This is a genomic window from Sulfurimonas sp. hsl 1-7 (assembly GCF_030577135.1).
GTDB classification, from domain to species: domain Bacteria; phylum Campylobacterota; class Campylobacteria; order Campylobacterales; family Sulfurimonadaceae; genus Sulfurimonas; species Sulfurimonas microaerophilus.
This window is the reverse complement of record NZ_JAUIRR010000002.1, coordinates 228185-250750: the sequence shown is the minus strand read 5'-3', so window position 1 is coordinate 250750 and position 22566 is coordinate 228185. Positions and strand designations below refer to the sequence as shown.

General features: G+C 36.4%; 24 protein-coding genes. 8 read left to right on the top strand and 16 right to left on the bottom strand.

Annotated elements, in window-relative coordinates; translation table 11 throughout:
* Positions 1-20 precede the first annotated feature (20 nt).
* The 3 genes from fliE to flgB are packed head-to-tail and all read right to left on the bottom strand — an operon-like array spanning position 21 to position 1284.
* Entirely contained in the window at positions 21-326 is a 306-nt protein-coding gene (gene fliE, locus QWY88_RS04875) for a flagellar hook-basal body complex protein FliE (RefSeq protein ID WP_304544698.1), read from the bottom strand.
* A 15-nt stretch (positions 327-341) separates the two neighbouring features.
* The gene (gene flgC / locus QWY88_RS04870; protein WP_304544696.1) at positions 342-836 is read right to left on the bottom strand and encodes a flagellar basal body rod protein FlgC; all 495 of its coding nucleotides are present in this window, start codon (positions 834-836) and stop codon (positions 342-344) included.
* Between the two features lie 16 nt (positions 837-852).
* Positions 853-1284 carry a flagellar basal body rod protein FlgB gene (gene flgB / locus QWY88_RS04865; protein ID WP_304544694.1) on the bottom strand — a complete coding sequence of 144 codons (432 nt, stop codon included), beginning with the start codon at positions 1282-1284 and terminating at the stop codon, positions 853-855.
* 198 nt (positions 1285-1482) lie between these two features.
* Here flgB and QWY88_RS04860 point away from each other — a divergent pair, with 198 nt between their 5' ends.
* From QWY88_RS04860 to QWY88_RS04850, 3 genes are all read left to right on the top strand, one after another.
* Positions 1483-1911: a type II secretion system protein gene (locus QWY88_RS04860; protein ID WP_304544692.1), complete on the top strand. Its 429-nt coding sequence runs from the start codon at positions 1483-1485 to the stop codon at positions 1909-1911.
* Positions 1912-2024: 113 nt separating this feature from the next.
* Positions 2025-2465, top strand: coding sequence for a type IV pilin protein (locus QWY88_RS04855; protein ID WP_304544691.1), 441 nt, complete (start codon positions 2025-2027; stop codon positions 2463-2465).
* 1 nt (position 2466) lies between these two features.
* Positions 2467-4308, top strand: a complete 1842-nt coding sequence (locus tag QWY88_RS04850; protein ID WP_304544690.1) for a primosomal protein N' — start codon at positions 2467-2469, stop codon at positions 4306-4308.
* Between the two features lie 15 nt (positions 4309-4323).
* On the opposite strand, the gene QWY88_RS04845 is transcribed toward QWY88_RS04850, so the two are convergent.
* Together QWY88_RS04845 and QWY88_RS04840 are read right to left on the bottom strand one after the other, a co-directional pair.
* Positions 4324-4884, bottom strand: coding sequence for an NUDIX hydrolase (locus QWY88_RS04845; protein WP_304544688.1), 561 nt, complete (start codon positions 4882-4884; stop codon positions 4324-4326).
* Complete coding sequence (locus QWY88_RS04840; protein ID WP_304544686.1) at positions 4877-6007, bottom strand: peptidoglycan DD-metalloendopeptidase family protein; 1131 nt, start codon at positions 6005-6007, stop codon at positions 4877-4879. Before QWY88_RS04840 ends, QWY88_RS04845 begins: the two co-directional genes overlap by 8 nt.
* A 169-nt stretch (positions 6008-6176) precedes the next feature.
* On the opposite strand from QWY88_RS04840, the gene QWY88_RS04835 reads away from it, so the two are divergent.
* The 3 genes from QWY88_RS04835 to QWY88_RS04825 are packed head-to-tail and all read left to right on the top strand — an operon-like array spanning position 6177 to position 9228.
* Positions 6177-6977, top strand: coding sequence for a plasminogen-binding N-terminal domain-containing protein (locus QWY88_RS04835; RefSeq protein WP_304544684.1), 801 nt, complete (start codon positions 6177-6179; stop codon positions 6975-6977).
* Complete coding sequence (locus QWY88_RS04830) at positions 6978-8363, top strand: FAD-linked oxidase C-terminal domain-containing protein (protein WP_304544682.1); 1386 nt, start codon at positions 6978-6980, stop codon at positions 8361-8363.
* 1 nt (position 8364) lies between these two features.
* Positions 8365-9228: a YihY family inner membrane protein gene (locus QWY88_RS04825; RefSeq protein ID WP_304544680.1), complete on the top strand. Its 864-nt coding sequence runs from the start codon at positions 8365-8367 to the stop codon at positions 9226-9228.
* Here QWY88_RS04825 and QWY88_RS04820 read toward each other — a convergent pair.
* The 5 genes from QWY88_RS04820 to QWY88_RS04800 all read right to left on the bottom strand — a co-directional run bounded on the left by QWY88_RS04820 (position 9136) and on the right by QWY88_RS04800 (position 16203).
* Positions 9136-10422, bottom strand: a complete 1287-nt coding sequence (locus QWY88_RS04820; protein ID WP_304544678.1) for a ComEC/Rec2 family competence protein — start codon at positions 10420-10422, stop codon at positions 9136-9138. The genes QWY88_RS04825 and QWY88_RS04820 overlap by 93 nt on opposite strands.
* A 4-nt stretch (positions 10423-10426) precedes the next feature.
* Complete coding sequence (locus tag QWY88_RS04815) at positions 10427-11881, bottom strand: replicative DNA helicase (protein WP_304544676.1); 1455 nt, start codon at positions 11879-11881, stop codon at positions 10427-10429.
* A 1-nt stretch (position 11882) separates the two neighbouring features.
* Positions 11883-12941: a flavodoxin-dependent (E)-4-hydroxy-3-methylbut-2-enyl-diphosphate synthase gene (ispG, locus tag QWY88_RS04810; protein ID WP_304544674.1), complete on the bottom strand. Its 1059-nt coding sequence runs from the start codon at positions 12939-12941 to the stop codon at positions 11883-11885.
* A gap of 88 nt (positions 12942-13029) precedes the next feature.
* Positions 13030-15024 carry a TonB-dependent receptor domain-containing protein gene (locus QWY88_RS04805; RefSeq protein WP_304544673.1) on the bottom strand — a complete coding sequence of 665 codons (1995 nt, stop codon included), beginning with the start codon at positions 15022-15024 and terminating at the stop codon, positions 13030-13032.
* A 189-nt stretch (positions 15025-15213) separates the two neighbouring features.
* Entirely contained in the window at positions 15214-16203 is a 990-nt protein-coding gene (locus QWY88_RS04800) for an agmatine deiminase family protein (RefSeq protein ID WP_304544672.1), read from the bottom strand.
* 14 nt (positions 16204-16217) lie between these two features.
* Between QWY88_RS04800 and QWY88_RS04795 the strand changes: the two genes are divergently transcribed.
* Positions 16218-17231, top strand: coding sequence for an alanine racemase (locus QWY88_RS04795; protein ID WP_304544671.1), 1014 nt, complete (start codon positions 16218-16220; stop codon positions 17229-17231).
* On the opposite strand, the gene QWY88_RS04790 is transcribed toward QWY88_RS04795, so the two are convergent.
* From QWY88_RS04790 to QWY88_RS04770, 5 genes are read right to left on the bottom strand one after another with little or no spacing between them, the layout of a single operon-like run.
* Positions 17228-17746, bottom strand: coding sequence for a C40 family peptidase (locus QWY88_RS04790; protein ID WP_304544670.1), 519 nt, complete (start codon positions 17744-17746; stop codon positions 17228-17230). The two genes, QWY88_RS04795 and QWY88_RS04790, sit on opposite strands and share 4 nt — an antisense overlap.
* Positions 17746-18135, bottom strand: a complete 390-nt coding sequence (locus tag QWY88_RS04785) for a hypothetical protein (protein WP_304544668.1) — start codon at positions 18133-18135, stop codon at positions 17746-17748. Before QWY88_RS04785 ends, QWY88_RS04790 begins: the two co-directional genes overlap by 1 nt.
* On the bottom strand, positions 18135-18359 hold the full coding sequence (locus QWY88_RS04780) for a PP0621 family protein (RefSeq protein WP_304544666.1): 225 nt from the start codon (positions 18357-18359) through the stop codon (positions 18135-18137). Before QWY88_RS04780 ends, QWY88_RS04785 begins: the two co-directional genes overlap by 1 nt.
* Positions 18356-18940 (bottom strand): 16S rRNA (guanine(527)-N(7))-methyltransferase RsmG, encoded by a 585-nt coding sequence (gene rsmG / locus QWY88_RS04775; RefSeq protein WP_304544664.1) that lies wholly within the window; start codon positions 18938-18940, stop codon positions 18356-18358. Before rsmG ends, QWY88_RS04780 begins: the two co-directional genes overlap by 4 nt.
* 46 nt (positions 18941-18986) lie before the next feature.
* The gene (locus QWY88_RS04770; RefSeq protein WP_304544662.1) at positions 18987-19550 is read right to left on the bottom strand and encodes a PAS domain-containing protein; all 564 of its coding nucleotides are present in this window, start codon (positions 19548-19550) and stop codon (positions 18987-18989) included.
* A gap of 103 nt (positions 19551-19653) precedes the next feature.
* Between QWY88_RS04770 and QWY88_RS04765 the strand changes: the two genes are divergently transcribed.
* Positions 19654-20100: a CZB domain-containing protein gene (locus QWY88_RS04765; RefSeq protein ID WP_304544660.1), complete on the top strand. Its 447-nt coding sequence runs from the start codon at positions 19654-19656 to the stop codon at positions 20098-20100.
* On the opposite strand, the gene QWY88_RS04760 is transcribed toward QWY88_RS04765, so the two are convergent.
* The gene (locus QWY88_RS04760) at positions 20093-22558 is read right to left on the bottom strand and encodes an EAL domain-containing protein (protein WP_304544658.1); all 2466 of its coding nucleotides are present in this window, start codon (positions 22556-22558) and stop codon (positions 20093-20095) included. The genes QWY88_RS04765 and QWY88_RS04760 overlap by 8 nt on opposite strands.
* Positions 22559-22566: the final 8 nt, after the last annotated feature.

Sequence of the window (22566 nt, the reverse complement as noted above, 5' to 3'; positions counted from 1 at the left end):
AGAGTATTGCTAAAAAGAGATTAGAGTTGTGTTCTACTAATCTCTTTATAAGCATTCAATGCCTTATTTCTAATCTCTAGCATAAGTTTCATACTTGTTTCTGCTTTACCGATAGCCATAGCAGCTTGATGAAGATCTTTTACTTGCCCAGTTGCAAGATCTGCAATCGCTTGCTCTTTGTCTTGTTGAATCTCATTTGTCTCGTTGATAGCAGATTTGAGTTGTTTAGCAAACTCATCAGAAGCATTTGATGGAGCTGCTTTTGCATTATTATTGAGCAGGTCAGCTGTTGAGATATTTGCTAAGCTATTTACATTGTTACTCATATTTTACAACTTCCTTTACTGTAACAGTGATATTGCACTGTTAGCCATATTTTTCGCACTTTCAAATGCAGCAACATTTGCCTGATATGAACGTGTAGCTTCAACTAAATCGGCCATTTCCACTACAGGATTAATATTTGGATAGGCAACATACCCATTTGCATCTGCATCAGGATGATTCGGTTCATATTTTAGTTGTGCTTTTGAATCATCACGAGAGATTTTATCAACTACTACACTCATTATAGCAGGATTTACCTTTTTTCCAAATTCACCTTCATTCAAAGGATCTTGATATTCAGCACTGTTTGTTTCATTTGTAAGTGCTTTATTATAGTAGTCATTAAAGTTGATAGCTTTAAATACAACCTCTTTACGACGGTAAGGCCCACCCTCATCTGTTCTTGTTGTTTGTGCATTGGCAATGTTTGACGAGATCACATTTACGCGAACACGTTGTGCAGAAAGGCCATATCCGCTAATATCAAAACTATTTAAAAAATTACTCATTTGTTAAAAACCTTTATTAACTTACTTTTTGTGATGCTTCTATCACAGATCTAAAAATAGCACCATCTTTTTTGTTAGCTTGAATTAATGCATTGAACATAATAGAGTTTTTACTCATCTCAGTTGTCTCTACATCTATATCTACACTGTTGCCGTCATTTCGTGCCATATGACCGTCTCTGAAAAATAGTGTCGCTTTAGTTTGAGAGTTTTGATCACTTGGCGTTAAGTGTTTGGAATTTGTCGTAGCCATTTGTAACTCGTTACTATCTTTTGCATAGAGTGCCGCTTTTTTTGCTTTAAGTGCATTTTCAAAACTGATATCTCTAGGTTTATAATAAGGTGTATCTGCATTTGCAATATTTGAAGCGATCATATCTTGTCTTGCAGCACGATAATCAAGAGCATCTTTGATTAATGAATGTGTTTTTGAAATCTCTATACTCATAAATACACCTTTTATAATTTACTATATATGAAACAAGCATTTTCTATTCCAAATATATGAAATGTGATAATTAAGGTAAGGGATATCTAAGATAATAGTAAATAAATGCTGTTTAAGCATATTTTAATATTTATAGGCTCATAATTAGTGACAAGGTTACAAGAGTAATCCAAATTATTTAACTTAAAAGGAGTTCTTATGAAAAGAGCTGGTTTTACAATGATCGAATTGATCTTCGTTATCGTTATTTTAGGTATTCTTTCAGCAGTTGCTTTACCGAAATTTATTGGTGTTTCTGATCAAGCAAGAGCTGGAAAATGTGAAGCATTTATTGGTACATTAAATCGTACGATTGGTGCATCTATGTGGTCAGAGTCTATCGCTGAAGGTGCTAAGGGTAAAGTAAATGATAATAATATTACTGTTAATGATCATATTGCATTAGAAGATATCCCATTTGAATGTTTCGGTGATACAGCAACAGCACCAACAAGTGATGCAGATGCTAAAAGTTTACTATTTACAGGAACAGGTACATCTGTTTCATTTGGTACAAGTACTTACGATATAAACTTTACAGAGGGTAACTTAAGTAATTCACCAAGATGGACTTGGACAAAACAATAGTAAGTATTTTACTACATATATTATTTAGTTTCTCCGCTAAAAGCGGAGAAGCTAAATTTTTTAACTAAATTATTTTAGAATTGTTTAGTTAAAAAATAGAGAATAGGTTTATTATGAAAAACTCAAAAGCTTTTACTTTAATTGAATTAATATTTGTTATTATCGTACTGGGTATATTGTCTGCAATTGCATTGCCTAAATTTACGTCTACTGGTACACAAGCTAGGATAGCAAGTGGAAAAGCTGACGTAATGGCTATACGTTCAGCTATTATATCTGAACGACAAGAAAGACTCATAAGAGGTGAGAAGAATTATATAACTGCGTCGAATTTAGATAATGGTGGATTATTTGGAGGAGTGCTTACATATCCAAAGCAAAACTCAAATACATCGGGAAATTGGTATGCAGCTACTACCGGTTCAGGTACATACCAGTATAATATAGATGGGACGAATGTTCAGTTTGATTATAATTCATCAACAGGTACTTTTACTTGTACATCAGGAAGTTCAACACAAGCACAAAAATATTGTAGACAGATGATATATTAATTTGTATTATTACAAAATCTCCATAATAGGCTCGCTTTTAGAGCCTTTAACTTACCAATCAGAAGAAAATATCTCTCTTTATTCCCAAGTTACCGTTTTATTAAACAATAAAGAAAAAAAAGGTGTTGTGGTAGAAGAAACAACACAGCCGGATTTTAAAACACTTGAGATTTTAGAGCTTACTACACAATACTACTCAAAAAAACAGTATGAACTTGCAAATTTTATAGCGGGATATTATATCTGTTCTTTGGGAGAAGCATTTGCTCTGATGCTTCCGTTTCAAAATGATGTGGATCAAGATAATAGTTTTGAAGCTAAAGAGTCACAGATAGTACTCTCTGAAAAACAGAATCAGGCACTGTCTTTTTTACAAAAAAATAGAGTTGCTTTACTTTTTGGTGATACCGGAAGTGGAAAAACTGAGATCTATATGAAGTATTTTGAGTCAATTATTGAACAAAAGAAACGGGTTATATTTTTGATGCCGGAGATCTCATTAACACCGCAGATGTCTAAACGGTTGGAGGAGCATTTTGGTAAGCAATTTATCATGTGGCATTCAAAACTCACTCCAAAACAAAAAAAAGAGGCTTTAGAGAAAGTGTATTACGGCAGAGCCAAGATCATAGCCGGTGCACGTTCAAGCCTCTTTTTACCTATAAAAGATTTGGGTTTAATTGTAGTAGACGAGGAGCATGACGACAGTTACAAATCTTCATCACGACCGCGTTACAATGCTAGAGATTTGGCAGTTTATATGGGAAAACTATATGATATTCCTGTTGTACTTGGAAGTGCTACACCTTCACTTAACTCGTATGTAAAGTATCCATACATAAGACTGAAAGGTGGGCATTTCAGTGCAAAGCGTGAATTTGTCTATGAGGCAAGAGAAGAGAGTTTAACACCTCTTATTTTTCATTATCTAAAAAGCACGATTCAGCAAGAGAAACAGGCAATCGTGTTTTTACCTACACGGGCAAATTTTAAGTATCTGGTATGTAAGGATTGTGGGGCAACTTATAAGTGCCCGTATTGTAGTGTGGGGATGAGTATTCACCATAAAGCAAATGCGATAAAGTGTCACTATTGTAACTATATGCAAATGATTCCAAAACAGTGTGCAGAGTGTGGAAGTGAACATCTATCAAGTTCACGCATAGGTACGGCAGAGGCTTTAAAAGAGATCGAAGAAGAGATGCAAGATGTAAAAGTTGAGCAGTTTGACAGAGATACGATCACCACTGCAAATAAGCTAAAAAAAGCGCTGAAACGTTTTAACGATAGAGAGGTGGATATTTTAGTTGGCACCCAGATGCTTTCAAAAGGGCATGATTATCACGATGTGGAACTAGCGGTTATTTTAGGGGTTGATAATATGCTTAGTATTGCTGATTATCGTGCACGCGAGAAAGCGCTCTCATCTCTGATCCAGGTTGCAGGTAGAAGCGGAAGGGCAAGTGATGCCAAGGTCCTGGTACAAACATTTAACGAAGAGTTTATTAAAGCATATATTGAGAACTATGAAGATTTTTTAGAATATGAGAAAATTTTTCGTGAAGGTTTATACCCACCATATAAAAAATTGTGTCGGGTACTATTTGCCGATAAAAACGGACTTAAAGCTCAAGAGAAGATGCGTGAGATGGAGGAGTGCCTCAAAAAGTTTGTCACGATCGAAGTTGTAGGTGCAAAAAAATGTGCAGTTGAAAAGGTGGCAAATAAGTATAGATTTGAGATCTTACTTCGTTCCGATAAGGCGACAGATCTCATCAAGGCTGTAAAATCGTGTAAAAACTCTATGGCAGAGATCGATATGGACCCAATCGATTTTGCTTAAAATATTCTCTTCTTTTTAGTTTTTTATATTTTCAAAAAACCAATAAAAAGCCATCATCATCCCCGGAGTTTTTTGAAAACTCTCATCAAACATAAACTTTTTGGCTTCATCTGTTTTTAGTTCTATAACCTCGATCTCTTCCTCATGGATACCGCCGCCGTCATGAACTCTCATACTCTCATCGATTTCTCCGTAATAGAGTGTTTGTTTTGCTCCTGAGATGCCTACAGAGGTAAAAAAGCTTGTAATATAGTGCAAGTTGTCGGTAGGAATATCATAACCGCACTCCTCTTGAACTTCCTCTTTTGCAATTTGTATAAGTGATGTTTCTTTGTCGACTATTCCAGCGCATAGCTCATGCATATAGCCATCTTTATGGAGGTTAAAAACAGGGGGACGAAGTTGTTTTACTATGATAAAAGCATCTTTTTCTTTGTGCCACAATAAAATTGCCACAGAATCATGAGAGATGATAGCCTCCCATTTTTTCTTTTGCTCATTTTGTGTGTAGTGGATCTCTATAGGCTGTATATATTGTGGTTCTTCAAGCGCTTTTACACAGGTTATTTTATCCATTTTGATCATCCATCATATAGATATAACACATATCTTCAAAGCGTGATGGTTTTGTATACTCGGTTTTGTTATTTAGATGTAAAGCTATACGTTCATCAAAGTTGTTTTTAAGTTGCAAGAACGCTGTTTTCTCTTTTCCTGCGAGTTTTTTCGTAGTTACTTGAACAACTCTTAGCGGATTGATCGCAACACCGCGCTTACGTAGTTCAAAATGGAGGTGTGGACCAGTTGATCGTCCCGTTGAACCTACATAACCGATAGTTTGCCCTTTTTTAACATATTTACCTCTATAGATCCCTCGGCGGAATGATTTGAGGTGGGCATAACGTGTCTCATATCCGTCACTGTGACGAATTTTTATCAAGTTACCGTAGCTACCCATGCGGGCTGCATAGATAATTGTACCGCTTCCTGCTGCAACAATAGGTGTCCCGCGACGCGCTGCGTAATCAACTCCAAGGTGTGCTTTCCATTTATGCAGTACAGGGTGGTATCTTCTTTTTGTAAAGTAAGAGGATATTCTGGCTCTAACAGGTCGTGCAAGTAAAAAGCCTTCAACCTCATGTGCTTTTTCATCGTAATATCTATCGTCATCATTAAGATAGATGTAGTGCTTTTTTGAACCCATTTCGATCATGGCTGATTCAAGTGTCGGCATAGAAAAAGGTTGTCCCAGACGATACTTCTGAGAGTAAAGCATCACAAGCTCATCCCCTTTACGAATGTCATTTTTAAAGTTAAGGGAGTGTTTAAATGCAGCAACAAAAACACCTGCAAGTTTTCGGCTTCCCGTTTTTTTCAGAATTGCATAGTTAGGTGAGGAGTTTATCTGTGTATATAAAACCTCTTTTTTAGTTGTACTGATGATAGGAATCGCTTCAAATGCATACCCGTCACCGTTTTTATAAATATGGATCTGAAGCTCGTCATTGAGTGGAAGTAAGATTTGCAAAATATTGTTTTGAGTATCTTTTAGAATCTGATAATGAACACCTGCTCTCATCTCTTCCGTAAGACGTTGATCATCTTTATCTAAATTGTAGTAGAGTTGTCTGACAGGCAAGTTTAACTTCTCTAAAAAGACTAAATAAGTTTCTCCATTTTGCCATCTGTATCGTTCCACGTGGGAAGCGAGCAGTGTACTCGAGAAAAAGAGTGTAATAAAAAGTAGTATGAAAAATCGTATCATTAAATATAAACCTATAATAAATAATTGTGAGAGATTAGCAAATTTTGGCTTAGTCTGAGGTTTATTTGATATAATCTCAAATATATTACAAAAGAGAAGTTCAATGAGATATATTTTTTTAGCGTTTTTAATACAGCTGAACCTATTTGCAGGTTTATTAAGTTCAAAGATTGTAAATCTTGACTCAGAACAAGGGACTGCAACGATAAATATAGATAAGGTTGATGTAGGTGTAAGCGGTTATGTTGTGCATCATCTTACTCCAGAACATAGCAGTATCTTAAAAAGTTGTGTTGTAAAAAGTTTTGATCCTCAAACAAAAACAGCAGTTGTAGAGATGAAAGAGTTTGATCTTTTAAAAAACAATGCTCTACCGAAGGGGAAATGGAAAGTTGAAGTAGGTGACAGTGTAGAACTCGCTTTTGGATATACACGCTCACTCTTAATCGCACCGAGCGAAGAGATATATTATCAGATCTCAAAGTCTGTAAATACTCAGTGGGTTCATCCTGATATTTTTGCAACTCTTTTATCAATGCATGGACATCCAACACCATTGCAAGAAGATTTTAGCGATATTGCTACAGCTTCAAGTGCGGGATTGGTATTTATCTATTTAGAGCAAAAGCTTTACACTGTAGACAGTAAAAGTTTTAAAATTTTATATGTGAGTGATGCCGCGCTTACACAAGACAAAGTGCAACTACCTTTCTACTCAAGAGTAGAGACGATAGAAGATTCATGGTTTGGAGAGGGTAGTGATGAGATGGAAAGTTACGAACCTCATTATTATGAACTTTTAGTGAAAAACAACAATACAAACAAAACTTTATATGAGACAGTAAAAAATAGTAAAAATGAAGAGGTAAACTCTTTAGTTGAACAATTTAAGATTGGAGAATAGATGTTAGATACAAAACATATACAACATTTTACAAAAATAGTTGGTGATGATAATATTTATAGTGACAAGGCACACCTTATTGCCTACTCTTACGATGCAACTCGTGAGCATTTTGAACCTGATGCAGTTATCTTTCCGCGCAATGAGCAAGATGTTAGTGATATTTTAAAATATTGTAACGAGCAAAGAATAGTGATCGTACCTCGTGGAGCTGGAAGCGGTTTTACAGGCGGTGCACTACCTAGTAGCGGCGGAATCGTATTGGCTATGGAAAAACATATGAACAAGATCTTAGAGATCGATATGAAAAACATGGTAGCGATCGTTCAGCCGGGTGTTGTAAATATGGACTTGCAAAAAGCGGTAGAGGAGGTAGGTCTTTTTTATCCGCCGGATCCGGCAAGCCAAGACTACTCAACTATTGGTGGGAATGTAAGTGAAAATGCAGGCGGTATGAGAGCTGCGAAATACGGGATCACAAAAGATTACGTAATGGCTACTCGTGCGGTTCTTCCAAACGGTGACATCATTAAAGCGGGAAAAAGAACGATTAAAGATGTTGCAGGGTATAACATCAGCGGTATTTTAATCGCAAGTGAAGGAACTCTGGCGGTTCTTACGGAGATTACGCTTAAACTTATTCCAAAACCGAAAATGACAAAAACTGCAATGGGTATCTTCCCTAGTGTAACGGAAGCTATGAATGCGGTTTATAAAACTATGGCAAGCGGTGTAACGCCTGTTGCGATGGAATTTTTAGATAACTTAACTATCCGTGCAGTTGAGCAGACATTTCATAAAGGTCTTCCGGTAGATGCGGGAGCTTTACTTGTAACGGACGTTGACGGCAACTTAGAAGATGATCTAAACTTCCAGTTAGAGCAGATCGAGAAAGTTTTCAAAGAGAACGGTTGTAGCGAGTTTAAAATAGCAAAAGATGCTAAAGAAGCAGCTGACCTTTGGTTTGCTCGCCGTAATGCTTCTCCGTCACTAAGTGTGTACGGAAGTAAAAAACTCAACGAAGATGTAACGGTCCCTCGTGCGGTTCTTCCTGAACTTCTAGAGAAGTTTTATGCGATTGCAGAAAAGTACAATGTAAATATTCCGTGTTTTGGCCATACAGGTGATGGAAATGTACATACAAACGTTATGGTTGACGGTAGCGATCCTGAACAAGTGAAGATCGCATACCAAGCGATCGAAGAGGTTTTCCAGGCAACGGTTGATCTTGGCGGGACACTTTCTGGTGAGCATGGAATCGGGCTTGCAAAAGCACCGTATATGTCTATGGCATTTACACCTGAAGAGATGGCACTCTTTAAGTCGATCAAACAAGCGTTTGACCCAAACAACATTTTAAATCCTGCGAAGATGGGACTTAACTAAAATGAACTTCCGAGCTTCTGAACTTTACAAGCAGGTAAGACTTTTTGTTTTATCGTTTGTAGATAAAGAGCTCACTCTTTTTGCTGCATCACTTAGTTTTTATACTATTTTTACGATCATCCCTTTACTTATCATCATGATGTCATTGCTTACATCATTACCGAGTTTTCAAGAGTACTACGAAAGTATTAAAGGGTTTATATTCTCAAACCTTATGCCTGTACAATCAGAGGTGATAATAAGTAAAATAGACGGGTTTTTAGCAAACTCTGCAAAGATGGGGATTATGAGTTTAGCTGCCGTTTTAGTGGCATCTCTGCTCTTTTTCAAAAACTTCGAATATATCGCAAATAAGATCTTTCATGCAAAACCCAGAGGATTATGGGAGTCTATAACTACCTACTGGACTATGATGACACTCACACCTATCGGACTTGGGGTGTCGTTTTACATTACGGGTAAGATTGCTGCTCTTATGGCTTCAAATGAGCTGACATCCGGGTTTAATATTCTTCCGCTTATTCCATACATAATTATATGGGGAGTATTCTTTTTAATCTTTCAAATAGGACCAAACGCAAAGATAAACCCTCGTGCTTCAGCGATCAGCTCATTGATCGTATCAGTGATATTTAGCATCAGTAAAAACGGTTTTATCTATTATGTATTTTTAAATAAATCATACGCTACGATGTACGGTTCTTTCGCAATCGTTATGTTTCTGTTTCTATGGATCTATGTCTCTTGGATCATCTTCTTATACGGTCTGAAATTATGTCACATTATAGACAGCATATATAAAAATAGACAAAGCAAAGATATTGAGAATGTAAAACAGAACTCTGTTGTAGATACTGCCGAGTGATACACCGATAAACAGCCATAATATTTTCTGATCAAGAATTACAACAGTTCCAAAATCTGCACTCTTTAATAGCATTACTAAAAGTGGATCAAATAGACTTCCCAATCCAACTATATGCAACACTAATGAAAACGGATAGAAAAGTGTAAAGAGTGTCGTATGGATGATTGAGAGGGGATGTATGTACGAGAAGTTCCCAAAGAAGCTTAGAGAGTAAGGAAGCATCATCAGGTAGACAAAGAGAGGTAGCAGTAAAAACTGATACACCTTGCCTAGTTTTTGAAAGTAGATAAGAAACAGAAATATATAAAATACTCCCGCTACACTCAACCATAGACCAATATTAAAAAAAAGGCGTGGAAAAAATGCCAAAATTAACAATACGGTAAAGAGCAGTGTCTGCATAGAGATAATCTTAATTCCCCGATCGTATAGAAAAAATCCTATCACTAACATTACAAAAGCACGAAGCAATGAGGGTGGTGATTCTAAAAAGAGTGTATAGAGCAGCAAAGCAGTCGCAATAATGAAGAAACTGTCTATTTTATAACTTCTGTAGGGAAAGTAGTTATTATGAAAAACTCTATAGGGGTATTTGAGAAGGAAATAGAGCAGGGCTGAGAGTACCCCTAGATGAAAACCGCTAATTGCAATAAGGTGAGATAACCCTAAAGTGGAAAATGTTGTCTGGAGCTCTGACGGTAATGATTTTGCAAGATAGAGCGCTTTGTAGAGTGCTGTAATCTCAGGACTTTGGTGTTGCTTTTCTATAAAGCGTGAAAGTTTCTCTTTTGTTGTAGTGGAGTCGTCAATATTTAAAATTTTACTAAAAGCAAAAAATCCTTTGATATACTCTGTAAAACTAATATTTCCAATCTCACCGGTAAAGATCTCAAGGCGTATCTTTTTAGAGCTGATGTCAGGAAGCTCTTTTTTTGCAACAGTATAGAAGGTATACCCCTCGGAAGCTTTGAGCTTTAACACTTGGTAATGTTTAGTCTTTCCGGTCTTTGTCAGTTTTGTTTTATCGTATTGTTTTAAAACAGTAGCCTCTACAAGGGCTGAGTCAAATTTTATAAGTTGTTTGTATTTGTAGTATTCGTAAGAGAGATTAAGAGTTAGAAGTAAAAAAAAGAGAAGAAAAAGAGAGAGCCACTCCTTTTTTGTTTGAAGCAGCTCGACTTTTTCTATCATAATCTTAGAGTGTCGGCATCTCTATTTTGTCAGCTCCGCCGATATCCATTTGAGCCGATTTTGTATCGACATTCTCATAGACAAACTCTGTAGCCTGAGAGAAAGTAGGGGCATCGACAAAGCGTGTAAGCTTTTTCTGAAATACAAGTTTTACATGCCCGGTTGGACCATTTCTTTGTTTTCCGATGATGATCTCAGCATCCTCTTCCTCTTTTTCAACATAGGTTGGAGTAAACTCTTTCCCCTCCGCTTTGGCAGCTTTTTCACGCTCTTTTTCTTCCTTGTACAGGTAAACATCATCACGATATACAAAGAGGATAATATCGGCATCCTGCTCAATTGAACCAGACTCACGAATATCGCTCAGCATAGGACGTTTGTCGTTTCTGCTTTCAAGTCCACGGTTGAGCTGTGAAAGTGCTACAATCGGAATCCCAAGTTCACGGGCAAGCATTTTTAGACCACGTGAGATATCAGAAACTTGCAGGTGTCTGTCTTGATTCCCGATCCCCTGCATAATCTGTAGGTAGTCAATTACGGCCATTTCGATTTCCGGATGTTGTGCTTTTAACTTTCTCAGTTTGGAACGAAGTTGATTAATGTTTACACTACCCGTATCATCTACAAAAAGCTTAGCATTGTTCATTTGATCAATTGCACCGTTTAGCTGACTCCATTGCTCATCACTCATATCACCGACACGCAGTTTTTGCAGTGGGATCGAAGTTTGAATAGAAAGCATTCTAAGCATTAACTGTTCAGCCGGCATCTCTAATGAGAAAAATGCCACACCCTTATCCTGCATGATAAGATTGTGAACTGTATTTAAAATAAATGATGTTTTCCCCATCGCCGGACGGGCTGCAACGATAACAAGGTCCCCTTTACCAAAACCTGTTGTCATTTTATTAAGATCTTGAAAGCCTGTATCTACCCCGACAAGTACAGAGTTACCGCGGGCTTTCATCTCTTTGATATATTCCATCGTTTGAAATGTCATCGTAGGAGAATCAAGGAAGTCACTTGTTTGGTTGTCCTGAGTGATCTCGTAGAGCTTTTTTTCTACAATATCTACAACATCGGCTGAGGGTAACTCCTCTTCAACTGTTACACGTTTAATCTCTGTTGTAAGTGTTAAGAGATGGCGTTTTAAAGATTTGTCTTTTACTTCATCTACATACGCTTTAGTGTTTGAGATAGGGTTTGCTGCAAGAATCTCTAAAAGTACCTGCTCATCAAACTTTTTCATTTTGTTGAGCTCTTTTTTTATAAACTCCTCATCGATCGGTAAGTCGTTTTGAAAGAGCGTCATAATCGCTTTAAAGATATCTTGGTGTGCGGGGAGATAAAAATCATCCACTTTTAGCATCACACTTAGATCATCAAACTGTGAAGGTTCAAAAACGATCGAGCTTAAGATACTACGTTCAAAAGCTAAGTTATAAAGGTTGTCTTGCATATTACTCCTGACCTGCCATTTTTTCAATTTCATCGACAAACTTGTCAACGAGCTCTTTTTCATCGAGGTTTGCAACAACCTCACCTTTAACCATAACTAGACCTTTTCCTTTTCCGTACGCAATCGCAACATCGGCATGAGCCGCTTCTCCGATCGCATTTACTACACATCCCATTACACTTACATTGAGCGGCGTTTTTATGTGCGCGGTTCTTTTTTCGATCTCGCTTACGGCACTTACAAGATCTGCTTCTATACGACCGCAAGTTGGACATGAAATAATGTTCAGTCCATCGGGTAATGCACCACTGTCTTTAAGGATTGCACGTCCGACATTGATCTCCTCTTCAAGCTCACCCGTAATAGATACTCTTAGTGTATCACCGATACCGTCAAGTAATAGTGCTCCAAGACCGATCGAACTTTTTACAGTTGCATGAAAAAGTGTTCCGGCTTCTGTTACACCTAAATGGAAAGGATAGTTGTTTTTAGGACGAAGCATTCTGTAGGCATCAACCGTTCTTTGTACATCACTTGCTTTAAGAGAGATCTTGATATCTGTAAAACCTAAATCTTCTAGGTATTTGATGTTGTACTCGGCACTTGCTACCATCGCTTCGGCTGTTTGACCATACTTGTTATCGAACTCTTTCTCTAGGCTTCCTGCATTGACACCGATTCGGATCGGAAGGTTACGCTCTTGGCATGCTTTTACAACTTCGGCAACTTTCTCTTTAGAACCGATATTACCCGGATTGATACGTATACAGTCAACTGACTCAGCTGCAATGAGTGCTAGTTTATGGTTAAAGTGTATATCTGCAACAAGGGGAAGAGAGATCTGCTCTTTGATGCTTTTTAATGCCAGTGCATCTTCCATATCGGGAACGGCTACACGAACAATGTCACATCCGGCAAAGTGAAGACGATTGATCTGCTCAACAGTTGCTGCAACATTGTGTGTATCTGAGTATGTCATAGATTGCACAGATATAGGTGCATCTCCACCTACAGCGACATCTCCGACATATATTTTTTTCGTTGGGTATCTTTCTATCATAAAAAGGATTTTAGCTTGTTTGATATAAAAAAGGGGTTAATTTTTTAAGTCATATTTTAAGCCCGTATTTTACGGGCTTAAAGAGGGTTTAGAATTTGAAGTCTAAGTTTGTATAGAAGTAACGACCCGGTTCGTTTAGAATCATTATATCAGTTGCCCCACCTGTTAAAAGAGTTAAGTCTGCGTAAGTATTGTTTACAGCATATGTTACATCAAAGATATTGTTAAGACCGATTGTAAGATCGAACTTTTTATTTACTGCATGTTTTACTTTCGCATTAACAACTGCCCAGCCAGCGATTTCTTGCTCACCGTTATCACTATCTATTTTATCCCATCTATCACTTGCTTGAACTTCTAAAGTTGCCATAGAATTGTTTATATACTCATAGTTTACTGCTATATTCCCGCGTAAAGGAGCAATATCTGCAAGATCAGTATCTGTTTGTCCTATTAAAGCTTCGTCTTTTTTACCAACCTTATATGAAGCACCCATATCGATTGTGATATCATCAGTAGCATATATTGATGCACTTAACTCTGCACCATAAATTGATGCATTAATGTTTTTAAAGTTATTCATCATTATTGCTGTACCATTAATTTGTTTTTGATAATAAATATAATTATCTAGCATAGAATAAAATGCTTTCGCTTTTAGTTTGAAGTATTGATTATCTGTTTCATAACCTAAATCTACCTCTTGATTTTTTGTTTGCTCCAGAGTTTCTGATCCTACTAAGTTACCAGTCATTGATGAAATGAAGTAGAGTTCTCTTGCATCAGGAACACGGTAAGCTTGTCCAAAACCGGCAAAAATCTTATTTTCTTTATTGATATTATAAGTTGTTATTACATTAGCATTAAAACCTGAGTAGTCATTATTAGTATAACCACCATTATTTGTTATTTTTGTATTATCGTATCTAGCACCTAATTCAACATTGAAGTCTCCATATGCTTTTTTTAGTTTTGCAAAGATAGCAGCATTTTCTGTTTCTGTTTTAGGAATAGAAACAGGATAAGTATGAGGAGTGTCTACACCTGTTATAGTACTTGTTCTGTAGTATTCACCTTCCCAAGTTCTTTTGCTAGTATCGAGACCTAAGAGTAACTCATGTCCAGTAATATCAAATGTATTTTTAAGTTTAAGACCATCCATATTTGTTTTTAAGTGATTCGTCATATACATAGGTGTTGTTGTTCTGAATCTTGTATCCATTGGGTGGTCAACATCTGAATGATAATATTGAAGATTTAGATTTGTAAAGTTGTCATTAATTGAGTCAATATTGTATTCGGCACTGTAAATATTTGAATCATCATATTTTGCATCCATTTTTGAACTAGGATAAAGGATATTATCACTTCTGTTTGCAGTTACACTAAGACGTAATTCTTGATTCTCAAAAGTGGAGATATAGGCTTTTGCCATTGCACTTTTTTTCTTGTATGCAAGGGTGTCATGATATTGAGGTAAATATGTAGATGTGCCGTAATTATCAACTTGCTCTGCTAGAGTATCACCGTTTCCGTCTTTATACTGATCACTAGATTCATCCGATACAGTTGCGATCATTCTGATAAAATCATTTCCACCGCTTACAGTAGCACCGAATTTTCTGTAGTTCCATGCACCAAAACCTAAGTTAATTGAACCTTTAAGATCTTTTGTCGGTTTTTTAGTTTCGATTTTTACACCACCGCTAAGAACTCCAAAGCTCTCAACATCGTAAGGACCTTCAATAACCGTTATCTTGTCAACTTGATTTGCAACGATGTGTGATGTCGGCGGATCCATTCTGTTTGGACATGCACCGCAAACTTTTGTGCCGTCAACTTCTACAACGATGTTATCCCTTTTTTGACCACGGATGTAGATGTCGTTAGCGATACCGCTTCTTCTATTCATATCGATACTTGGTACTTTATCGCTAAGTGCTTTTGCAACGTCAGCTGAAGTTTGTGCATTCTCTGCAACTTCTGAAATTACTGTAGATTCAACGTTAATCGTATCTACTTGTAGATCGTTTGCAACAAGGTACGATACGGCAAGTAATGATAATGGAATGATTTTCTTCATATATAACCCTCTAAACTAAAATTTACCTATTCTAATCAAATAATGTTACAAAAGTGTTAAGAGAGTATTTGATACAATTTTATTATGACAAAAATGGAAAAATTGAAACGAACGGTAATGATAGCGATAGGTTTTGCCCTTGCCACATATTTGATAATAAGTGGTATGGCAATATTGGAACAAGAGGAATTACAAGAGAGTAATTCCACTAGCGAAGTTCATAGTGACACAGTGAAGTGAACCGTGTTGACGGATCAGTGTTGAACAATCGATAGCAACTATTTTGCGATCAGGGAACGCCCATTTAAAGATCTCCAGAGCTTCTGCATCCTCTTTTACATTGTAAGTTGGAACTAAAACTCCTCCGTTTACAAGTAAAAAGTTGGCATAAGTTGCAGGGAGTCTTTCATCTTCATCATAAACAGCAGAACTCATAGGAAGTTTGATCAGTTTTAGTTTATGTTCAATTACAAACTCTTTGAGTTCATCCTCCATCATTTTTAATGCTTCGTAGTGCTCGTCTTGTGGGTCATCACACGCTACATACATGACCGTGTCTTTTGAGATAAAACGTGCAAGCGTATCTATATGGGAATCTGTATCATCCCCTGCAAGGTAACCGTGATTAAGATATAAGACCTCTTTGGCTCCAAAACACTCTTTTAACTTTTGTGTCATTTGCTCTTTTGTCAACTCTTTATTTCTATTTGGGTTGAGCATACACTCCGATGTTGTAAGGATGAGTCCCTCACCGTTGCTTTCAACACCGCCACCTTCTAAAATAAGGTCTACATCTTCTAACGGGACCGAATAAACAGAAGCGATAGCGCGAGACATTTTATTGTCAAGTTCTGCCTCAAACTTACCGCCCCATGCGTTAAACGTGAAATTAAGCAGTTTAATCTCACCGTCGTTTTCAACAGCAAGTGCTGAGCTGTCACGTGCCCATGTATCGTTTGCCGTATACTCTACAAACTTTATATTTGTATGGTCATTAAAATAGCTTTGTACCTCTTTTATGTCATAACAAACAACTAAACATGGCTGAAAATTTCTGATCGCATTGATGATATTTACAAAATTTTTTCTAGCATCCTCTAAACAACAGTTCCAATCTGTATTTTTATGAGGAAAAACAACTTGAGTGAAGCTTTGTTTCTCAAATTCTGGTATTAACATAGTATAATTTCTCCATGGCTTATATAACTCTCAATAAAAACAATCTTTTTTATAATTTTGACATTATCGCAGATAAAACTAAAAGCAAAGATAAAGTTGCCGTTGTTTTAAAAGATAATGCATACGGACATGGACTTTGTGAAATTGCAAAAATGGCACAAGAATACGGAATCAGCAAAGCGGTAGTTCGATCACACGCCGAAGCAGAGGCTATTTATGATTATTTTGAATATATTTTAGTACTTGCCGAAATTCCACAAAAAGCAGATCAGAAAATTCACTATACTGTTAATGACATGAAGCTGATTAGTAAGTTTCCAGAAGGGACAAAAGTAGAACTTAAAGTAAACAGCGGCATGAACAGAAACGGTGTTTCATTAGAGGAGCTTGAAAATAGTTTTGCAATGATCAAACAAAATAATTTAGAGCTAAAAGGTGTTTTTACACACCATTCTTCTGCGGATGAAGAGGGGGATTACTTCTCTTTTCAAAAGCAGAACTTCGCCTTGTTTAAAGAAAAATCAAAAGAGTTGGCAGAGGAGTACGGATACACACTCGCATTTCATTCGGCAAACTCAGCGGCACTATTTCGAGAAGAGAATTTTGATGAAGATATGGTAAGAATAGGGATCGCAACATATGGATGTTTAGAGTTTCCTGCCAGCATGGAGCAACCGGATCTTAAACCTGTACTGAGTGTTTATGCTAAAAAAAACTCCTCAAGAGTAGTCAAAGAGGGTGATTGTGTCGGGTATGGCGCTAGTTTTAAAAGTACAAAAAAACAGGTTGTAAGCAATTACGACTTTGGTTACGGGGACGGCTTTTTACGTGCTTGTTCAAACATCTATAAAACACCGGAAAATGTAAGTATTGCAGGTAGAATTTCTATGGATAACAGCTCTTTTTTAAGTGATAAGGAGGAGTTACTGATCTTTAGCGATGCCAGAGATATAGCAAAGTTTGCAGGTACCATTTCATATGAACTTTTAACATCGTTAAAATCATACATACCGAGAAAAATAGTTTAGTAATTCAGAATACGTCTTGCCTGCCAATACTTTTCCCTCCAGTAGGGATTATTGAGGTTAGATATTGTCACACCGTGTTTTGTTGAGGTGTGCAAAAAATTTCCGGCTTCAAGGTAAACTCCAGAGTGTCTTGAACTATAGCCGGTTTTAAAAAGAAGCAGATCCCCCTCTTTTATTTCAGGTTTTTTCACATAAGTTCCAATTTTAGCCTGATGTTTCGTATCTCTTGGAATATTTAATCCAAAACCATCTTTGTAAACCTGTTGTACTAACGAGGAACAGTCTATCCCGTAACAGGTAGTTCCTCCATATTTATAAGGGGTATTTACCCACTTTTTGTATTGTTCATAGATCGTAAGTGTTATAGGGGTTTTATTGTGTAGTTTATAAGAAAGCTCTTGTTGTAAGGGAGGGGAATAGGGTGTTAAATTTGCATATTGTTTCGTTTGCGGTGACTTGCCGGAACATCCACTCAAAAGAAGAAGCGATGTTACGACAAAGAGTAAAAAAGGCATTAGCTTATCTTTACTATTGCCTCTGCAAACAGGGCGCCGTCAACACCTAGCAGTGCCAACTCCTCTATCTCCTCTTCATCCTCTATATGGACTAGGATTTTTGAATCGAAAAGATAGTTTTCGGCAATGTTCTGCGCTGTTTTTGCCAAACTTTTCGGCACTACAATGTAGTGTGCACCGAGTGCTGAAGCATAAATGATCTCTGTTATATTTTGCACATTGAGTGCAAAAACGATGCTGTTTGTTTGAAGATAGTTGATAATATCTAGGTTATCTTCATGAAATGCGAGATATAGTTTAGATGACGGTGGCGTATGAGTAATATCATCTATATCAGAGATATGATAAAAATTCTCACTTTCTATAAAACGGTGGCCAAAGAGTAACATTATTTGTCCTTATCTACACACTCTTGAGAGCAGTAATATTTACCACTACTCAGAATTGCCTCATCTACTTCAACGTAAACTCCACAACTTGCACATTCGATCATGTCGTTAGGTTGTAGTTTAGTGTCTTTCTTTTCACTCTTAGAACTAATCGGCTTTTTTTTGATAAACATAAAGTATACGACGGCAATTACACCGATAACTAGTAAAATTTTCAATATCATAGTTGTTCTCCTAAAAGTAAGTAATGTCTGTTTTGTGTTTCGATAATTTTATATTGCATATTTTCTACAACATCATTCACTTCATCAAAAACTTTTTCACCTTTATAGAAAAAGAGTTTTGTATGGGAATCTCTATGGTTTTTGCTTAAATTTAAAAGCATTTTTGTATCGGTTACTGCACGTGAAGTGATAAGATCAAACACTTCACTCTCCATCTCTTCTACTCTTTTTTTCACAACTCTTACATTATCAAGTCCTAAATTCGCTTTGATAAATTGTAAAAAACTTGCACGTTTAGCGAGCGGTTCTACTAAAGTGACTTGAGTGTCAGGAAGGGCAAGGGCTAAGATCATGCCTGGAAATCCTGCACCTGTTCCTATGTCCATTAAAGAGTTAACTTTAGGTAAAAAGCTTACAGGGTAAACAGCATCAAAGATAAACTCATCTAAAGTTTGCTCATCCTTTGCACCTGTAAGGTTATGGATCTTATTCCATTTATTGAGGTGTTCTTTGTATTTTTGAACATTAGTAAAAAAATTATCCGGTAATTGTAGTTCTTGCAGTTTCGATTGTAGATTCAACAAAACATCCTTTTCAAAAAGGATATTTTATCTAAAAAAGTGTTTTTTACGAAAAGAGTTTTTTCATAGCTGTGAAAAATATTTTAAAAATCCCTTTGTTTCCTACGAGATCATTGATAAACTCATCATATGTTACACCTTTTTCTTCCAAAAAGCCGCGAAGATATTTTTCACTTGCTTCAACTCCGCCGTCTTTCTCGATCTCTAGAAGTTTTTGGTAGATCGGCTCCATCGTTTCAACCGCTTTTTTTGGTGCAGCTTTTCTAAAAGCCGTATGGGAGATGATCTCGTTTGTAATAGGATCAACTTTAGGTTCAAATTCCGTCACAACCCAATAGTAGCTTCCGTCTTTTGCAAGATTTTTTACAACAGCCATAATGTTTTGGGCACGATTGATTCTGTCCCACATCATTTTAAAAACAACTTTTGGCATATCTGGATGGCGGATAATATTGTGAGGTTTTCCTATGAGTTCTGCTTCTGTATAGCCGGAAATTTCGACGAAATAATCGTTTCCATACTCTATGATCCCTTTAGGATCTGTTTTTGAAACAATGTATTTCTTTGGATTTAATACTTTCTCTTTATCTATTGGAGTTGGACGTGCCATATACTAATCCTTTTAAAAAAATTAATTTAATTATATAACTTTATTTGTTAATTTTTTGTAATTAGTATATAATTTATAAATTTTAAGGCAAAAGAGAATAAGAATGACAAAGACAGAGATGTTAGAGGCTGTGGAGGCTGCAAAAGATATTCATAAAAAAGAGATGGAGAAGATTGAGAGTATCATAAAAGGCAAAAGCGTAGAAGAACCAACGGCACTTGGCAAAATGGAATGTGCTTGCGGTCAATGGTTTTATGCCAATGAAGATATGATGAAAAAAATCTTAGGTCATCAACTGTTTGAGCGTTTGGATAGAACACATGAAAGATGGCATAAAGATTATAGCAGAGTGTACGAGATCTATCAAAATCAAAAACAAAGAAAGAGTGGTTTCTTCTCTAAAATTCTAAATAAAAATATGGATGCTTTAGAATACGATAAATTAAAACTATACTATAAAGAGCTCACACAAATTACAGAGGAACTTTTTAGAGAAGCAGATACTGCAATTCGTAGAATCACAGCTTTACAAGAGAGCAAGTTTAATTAGCAAGTAAAAATTTTTCCATATTACTTGAGTCGATAGGCTTGGAGTAATAGTATCCCTGAATAACATTACATCCATTCTCAAGCATAAACTCTTGTTGCTCTTTTGTCTCAACACCCTCTGCAATAAGATCTAGATTTAAAATTTTAGCAAGTGCAATAATCGCTTTAGAGATTGCAATATCCTCCTCATCATGAGGCAATCCGTCTACAAAGGCTTTATCGATTTTAAGTTTATTTAGAGGAAGTTTTTTCAGATATGCTAACGATGAATACCCCGTACCGAAATCATCAATCGCAATTTCGATTCCAAGTGCATTGATCTCTTTGAGCTTTTGAATCGAGTCTTCCGGATTTTTCATAATTTGACTCTCGGTTACCTCTAATGTAAGCCATTTTGGATCAAATGCCAATGTCTGCATAGTCTCTGAAAGTATCTCAATAAAATTACTGTTTTCTATCTGTCTTGCCGATAAGTTCAAAGAGAGTTTCCCCGGAACAAATCCTTGCTCATACCATTGTTTAAACTGTGTCATCGCTTTTTTAAGAACAATAAGGTCTATTTGGATGATCATCCCCGTTTCTTCAGCTAAAGGGATAAAGTTTGCGGGTGATACGATTCCGACATCGGGATGTTCCCATCTTACAAGTGCTTCCATCCCGACAACTTTTTTATTTTCTGAATCAATTTGAGGTTGATAATATACAAGGAAGTTCTCTTGCTGGATTGCAACACGCAGACTCTGCTCCATAATAACGCGCTCAAATGCAGATTCGGTCATCTCTGATGAATAGTACTGATAGTTGTTACGACCTTCATCTTTTGCTTTATACATAGCAGCATCTGCATACTTTAAAAGGTTATCCCCCTCTTTAGTATCGTCGGGATAAACAGCGATCCCTATACTTGAAGAGACGTAGAGTTCAAGCTCTTGAATAATGATGGGATCTTTTAAAACATCTATAATTTTTTGTGCAACAACGGTAGCACTTTTTGCATCTTTTATATCTTTTAGGATAATGGTAAATTCATCACCGCCGAGTCTTGCAAGGGTATCCTCTTCACGAATTACACTGCTTAAACGTTTTGAAGCTTCAATTAAAACTTCATCACCAATATGGTGCCCCAGGGAATCGTTGATATTTTTAAACTGATCGAGATCGATAAATAAAAGTGCAAATTTTTTGTCATATCTTTTTGCAGTAGCTATGTTTTGATTGAGTCTGTCTCTAAATAAAACTCTGTTTGGAAGATTTGTAAGCATATCATGATGCGCTTGATGTCGTAGCTTTTCAGTCTGGATATCAAGCATCTTTTGGGTTTCTTTTTGTTTAGTGATATCTTGTATGTATCCTATATAACCGTTTATATTGTGATGAGTATCGGTTGATACGCTCAGAGATATATCACATATAATCTCCGTACCATCTTTTTTAATCATCAAAAACTCTTCATTGAGGTTTTTACCGTTATTGATGTTTTCAAAACATTCAGAGAGGCTGACTTTATTATTTTTACTATAGATGATTTTGATATTCTGTCCGATCACCTCTGGTGCTTCATAACCAAAAAGTCTTTGACTTCCTTTGTTCCATGTGATGATATTGCCGCAGTTATCTGTACTAATAACGGAGTCGTGAATATTTTCTAAGATTTTAGCTTGTTTTTTATACTCTGATTCGAGTTCTATTATTTGAGAAATATCGGTATCGAAGATAACATACGCTTTTTTATTTTTGTACTCTATAATATGTAAATATGATTGTACATAGTATAAAGTACCGTCTTTTCTTTGATGGATAGTTTTATTAAGGATATGTCCATTATTCTCTAGTAACTGTTTTAGATTTTTAATTTCAGAGTTTTTGAGATAAGGATTGACATCTTTAATACCCATCTGTAACAACTCTTCTTTAGTGTAACCAAGTGCTTTTGTTACACCCTCGTTTACGTAAAGATACTCTAACGTATTAAAATCAACAATATATATCTCATTGGATGATTGCTCTACAAGTTCCGATAACTCTTTTGCTTCTTGTTGGAGTTTTATAATATCTGTAATGTCTTGTGTGGAGCCTATAAACTTTAGAGGTGTACCATCTTCATCAAAGAGAGTTTTTCCATTGATAAGTATGTCTATTATCTCTCCATCTCCCCGTTTCGCTTTTGCTTGGAAGGTGAAAATCTCTCTTGATGTTCTAGACAGTGCTATAATCTTTTTAGCTTCTTCGACATATTCAGGTAAGATAATATTTAAAAAGGTTTCGAAGTTGATAGGTGTATGTTTTGGGATTTGATAGATGTTGTATAGATTTTCAGACCACTCTGTAGACTGAGTCTGTAAATCTATAGCCCAACTTCCAAATCCGGAGAGGGTACTAAATTCGTGAAGAATATCTTCTCGTGCTTTGAGTTTGTTGATGGCACTATTTAAATTATCTTCTTCTATACTTATTACCATCTCTATAC

Coding starts and splice junctions, on each gene's coding strand:
- QWY88_RS04815 (WP_304544676.1), bottom strand. CDS start 11,881: ATGCAAGACAACCTTTATAACTTAGCTTTTGAACGTAGTATCTTAAGC.
- flgB (WP_304544694.1), bottom strand. CDS start 1,284: ATGAGTATAGAGATTTCAAAAACACATTCATTAATCAAAGATGCTCTT.
- QWY88_RS04855 (WP_304544691.1), top strand. CDS start 2,025: ATGAAAAACTCAAAAGCTTTTACTTTAATTGAATTAATATTTGTTATT.
- flgC (WP_304544696.1), bottom strand. CDS start 836: ATGAGTAATTTTTTAAATAGTTTTGATATTAGCGGATATGGCCTTTCT.
- QWY88_RS04835 (WP_304544684.1), top strand. CDS start 6,177: ATGAGATATATTTTTTTAGCGTTTTTAATACAGCTGAACCTATTTGCA.
- QWY88_RS04820 (WP_304544678.1), bottom strand. CDS start 10,422: ATGATAGAAAAAGTCGAGCTGCTTCAAACAAAAAAGGAGTGGCTCTCT.
- QWY88_RS04785 (WP_304544668.1), bottom strand. CDS start 18,135: ATGTTACTCTTTGGCCACCGTTTTATAGAAAGTGAGAATTTTTATCAT.
- QWY88_RS04780 (WP_304544666.1), bottom strand. CDS start 18,359: ATGATATTGAAAATTTTACTAGTTATCGGTGTAATTGCCGTCGTATAC.
- QWY88_RS04795 (WP_304544671.1), top strand. CDS start 16,218: ATGGCTTATATAACTCTCAATAAAAACAATCTTTTTTATAATTTTGAC.
- fliE (WP_304544698.1), bottom strand. CDS start 326: ATGAGTAACAATGTAAATAGCTTAGCAAATATCTCAACAGCTGACCTG.
- QWY88_RS04760 (WP_304544658.1), bottom strand. CDS start 22,558: ATGGTAATAAGTATAGAAGAAGATAATTTAAATAGTGCCATCAACAAA.
- QWY88_RS04845 (WP_304544688.1), bottom strand. CDS start 4,884: ATGGATAAAATAACCTGTGTAAAAGCGCTTGAAGAACCACAATATATA.
- QWY88_RS04860 (WP_304544692.1), top strand. CDS start 1,483: ATGAAAAGAGCTGGTTTTACAATGATCGAATTGATCTTCGTTATCGTT.
- QWY88_RS04805 (WP_304544673.1), bottom strand. CDS start 15,024: ATGAAGAAAATCATTCCATTATCATTACTTGCCGTATCGTACCTTGTT.
- QWY88_RS04800 (WP_304544672.1), bottom strand. CDS start 16,203: ATGTTAATACCAGAATTTGAGAAACAAAGCTTCACTCAAGTTGTTTTT.
- QWY88_RS04765 (WP_304544660.1), top strand. CDS start 19,654: ATGACAAAGACAGAGATGTTAGAGGCTGTGGAGGCTGCAAAAGATATT.
- QWY88_RS04770 (WP_304544662.1), bottom strand. CDS start 19,550: ATGGCACGTCCAACTCCAATAGATAAAGAGAAAGTATTAAATCCAAAG.
- QWY88_RS04790 (WP_304544670.1), bottom strand. CDS start 17,746: ATGCCTTTTTTACTCTTTGTCGTAACATCGCTTCTTCTTTTGAGTGGA.
- ispG (WP_304544674.1), bottom strand. CDS start 12,941: ATGATAGAAAGATACCCAACGAAAAAAATATATGTCGGAGATGTCGCT.
- QWY88_RS04830 (WP_304544682.1), top strand. CDS start 6,978: ATGTTAGATACAAAACATATACAACATTTTACAAAAATAGTTGGTGAT.
- QWY88_RS04825 (WP_304544680.1), top strand. CDS start 8,365: ATGAACTTCCGAGCTTCTGAACTTTACAAGCAGGTAAGACTTTTTGTT.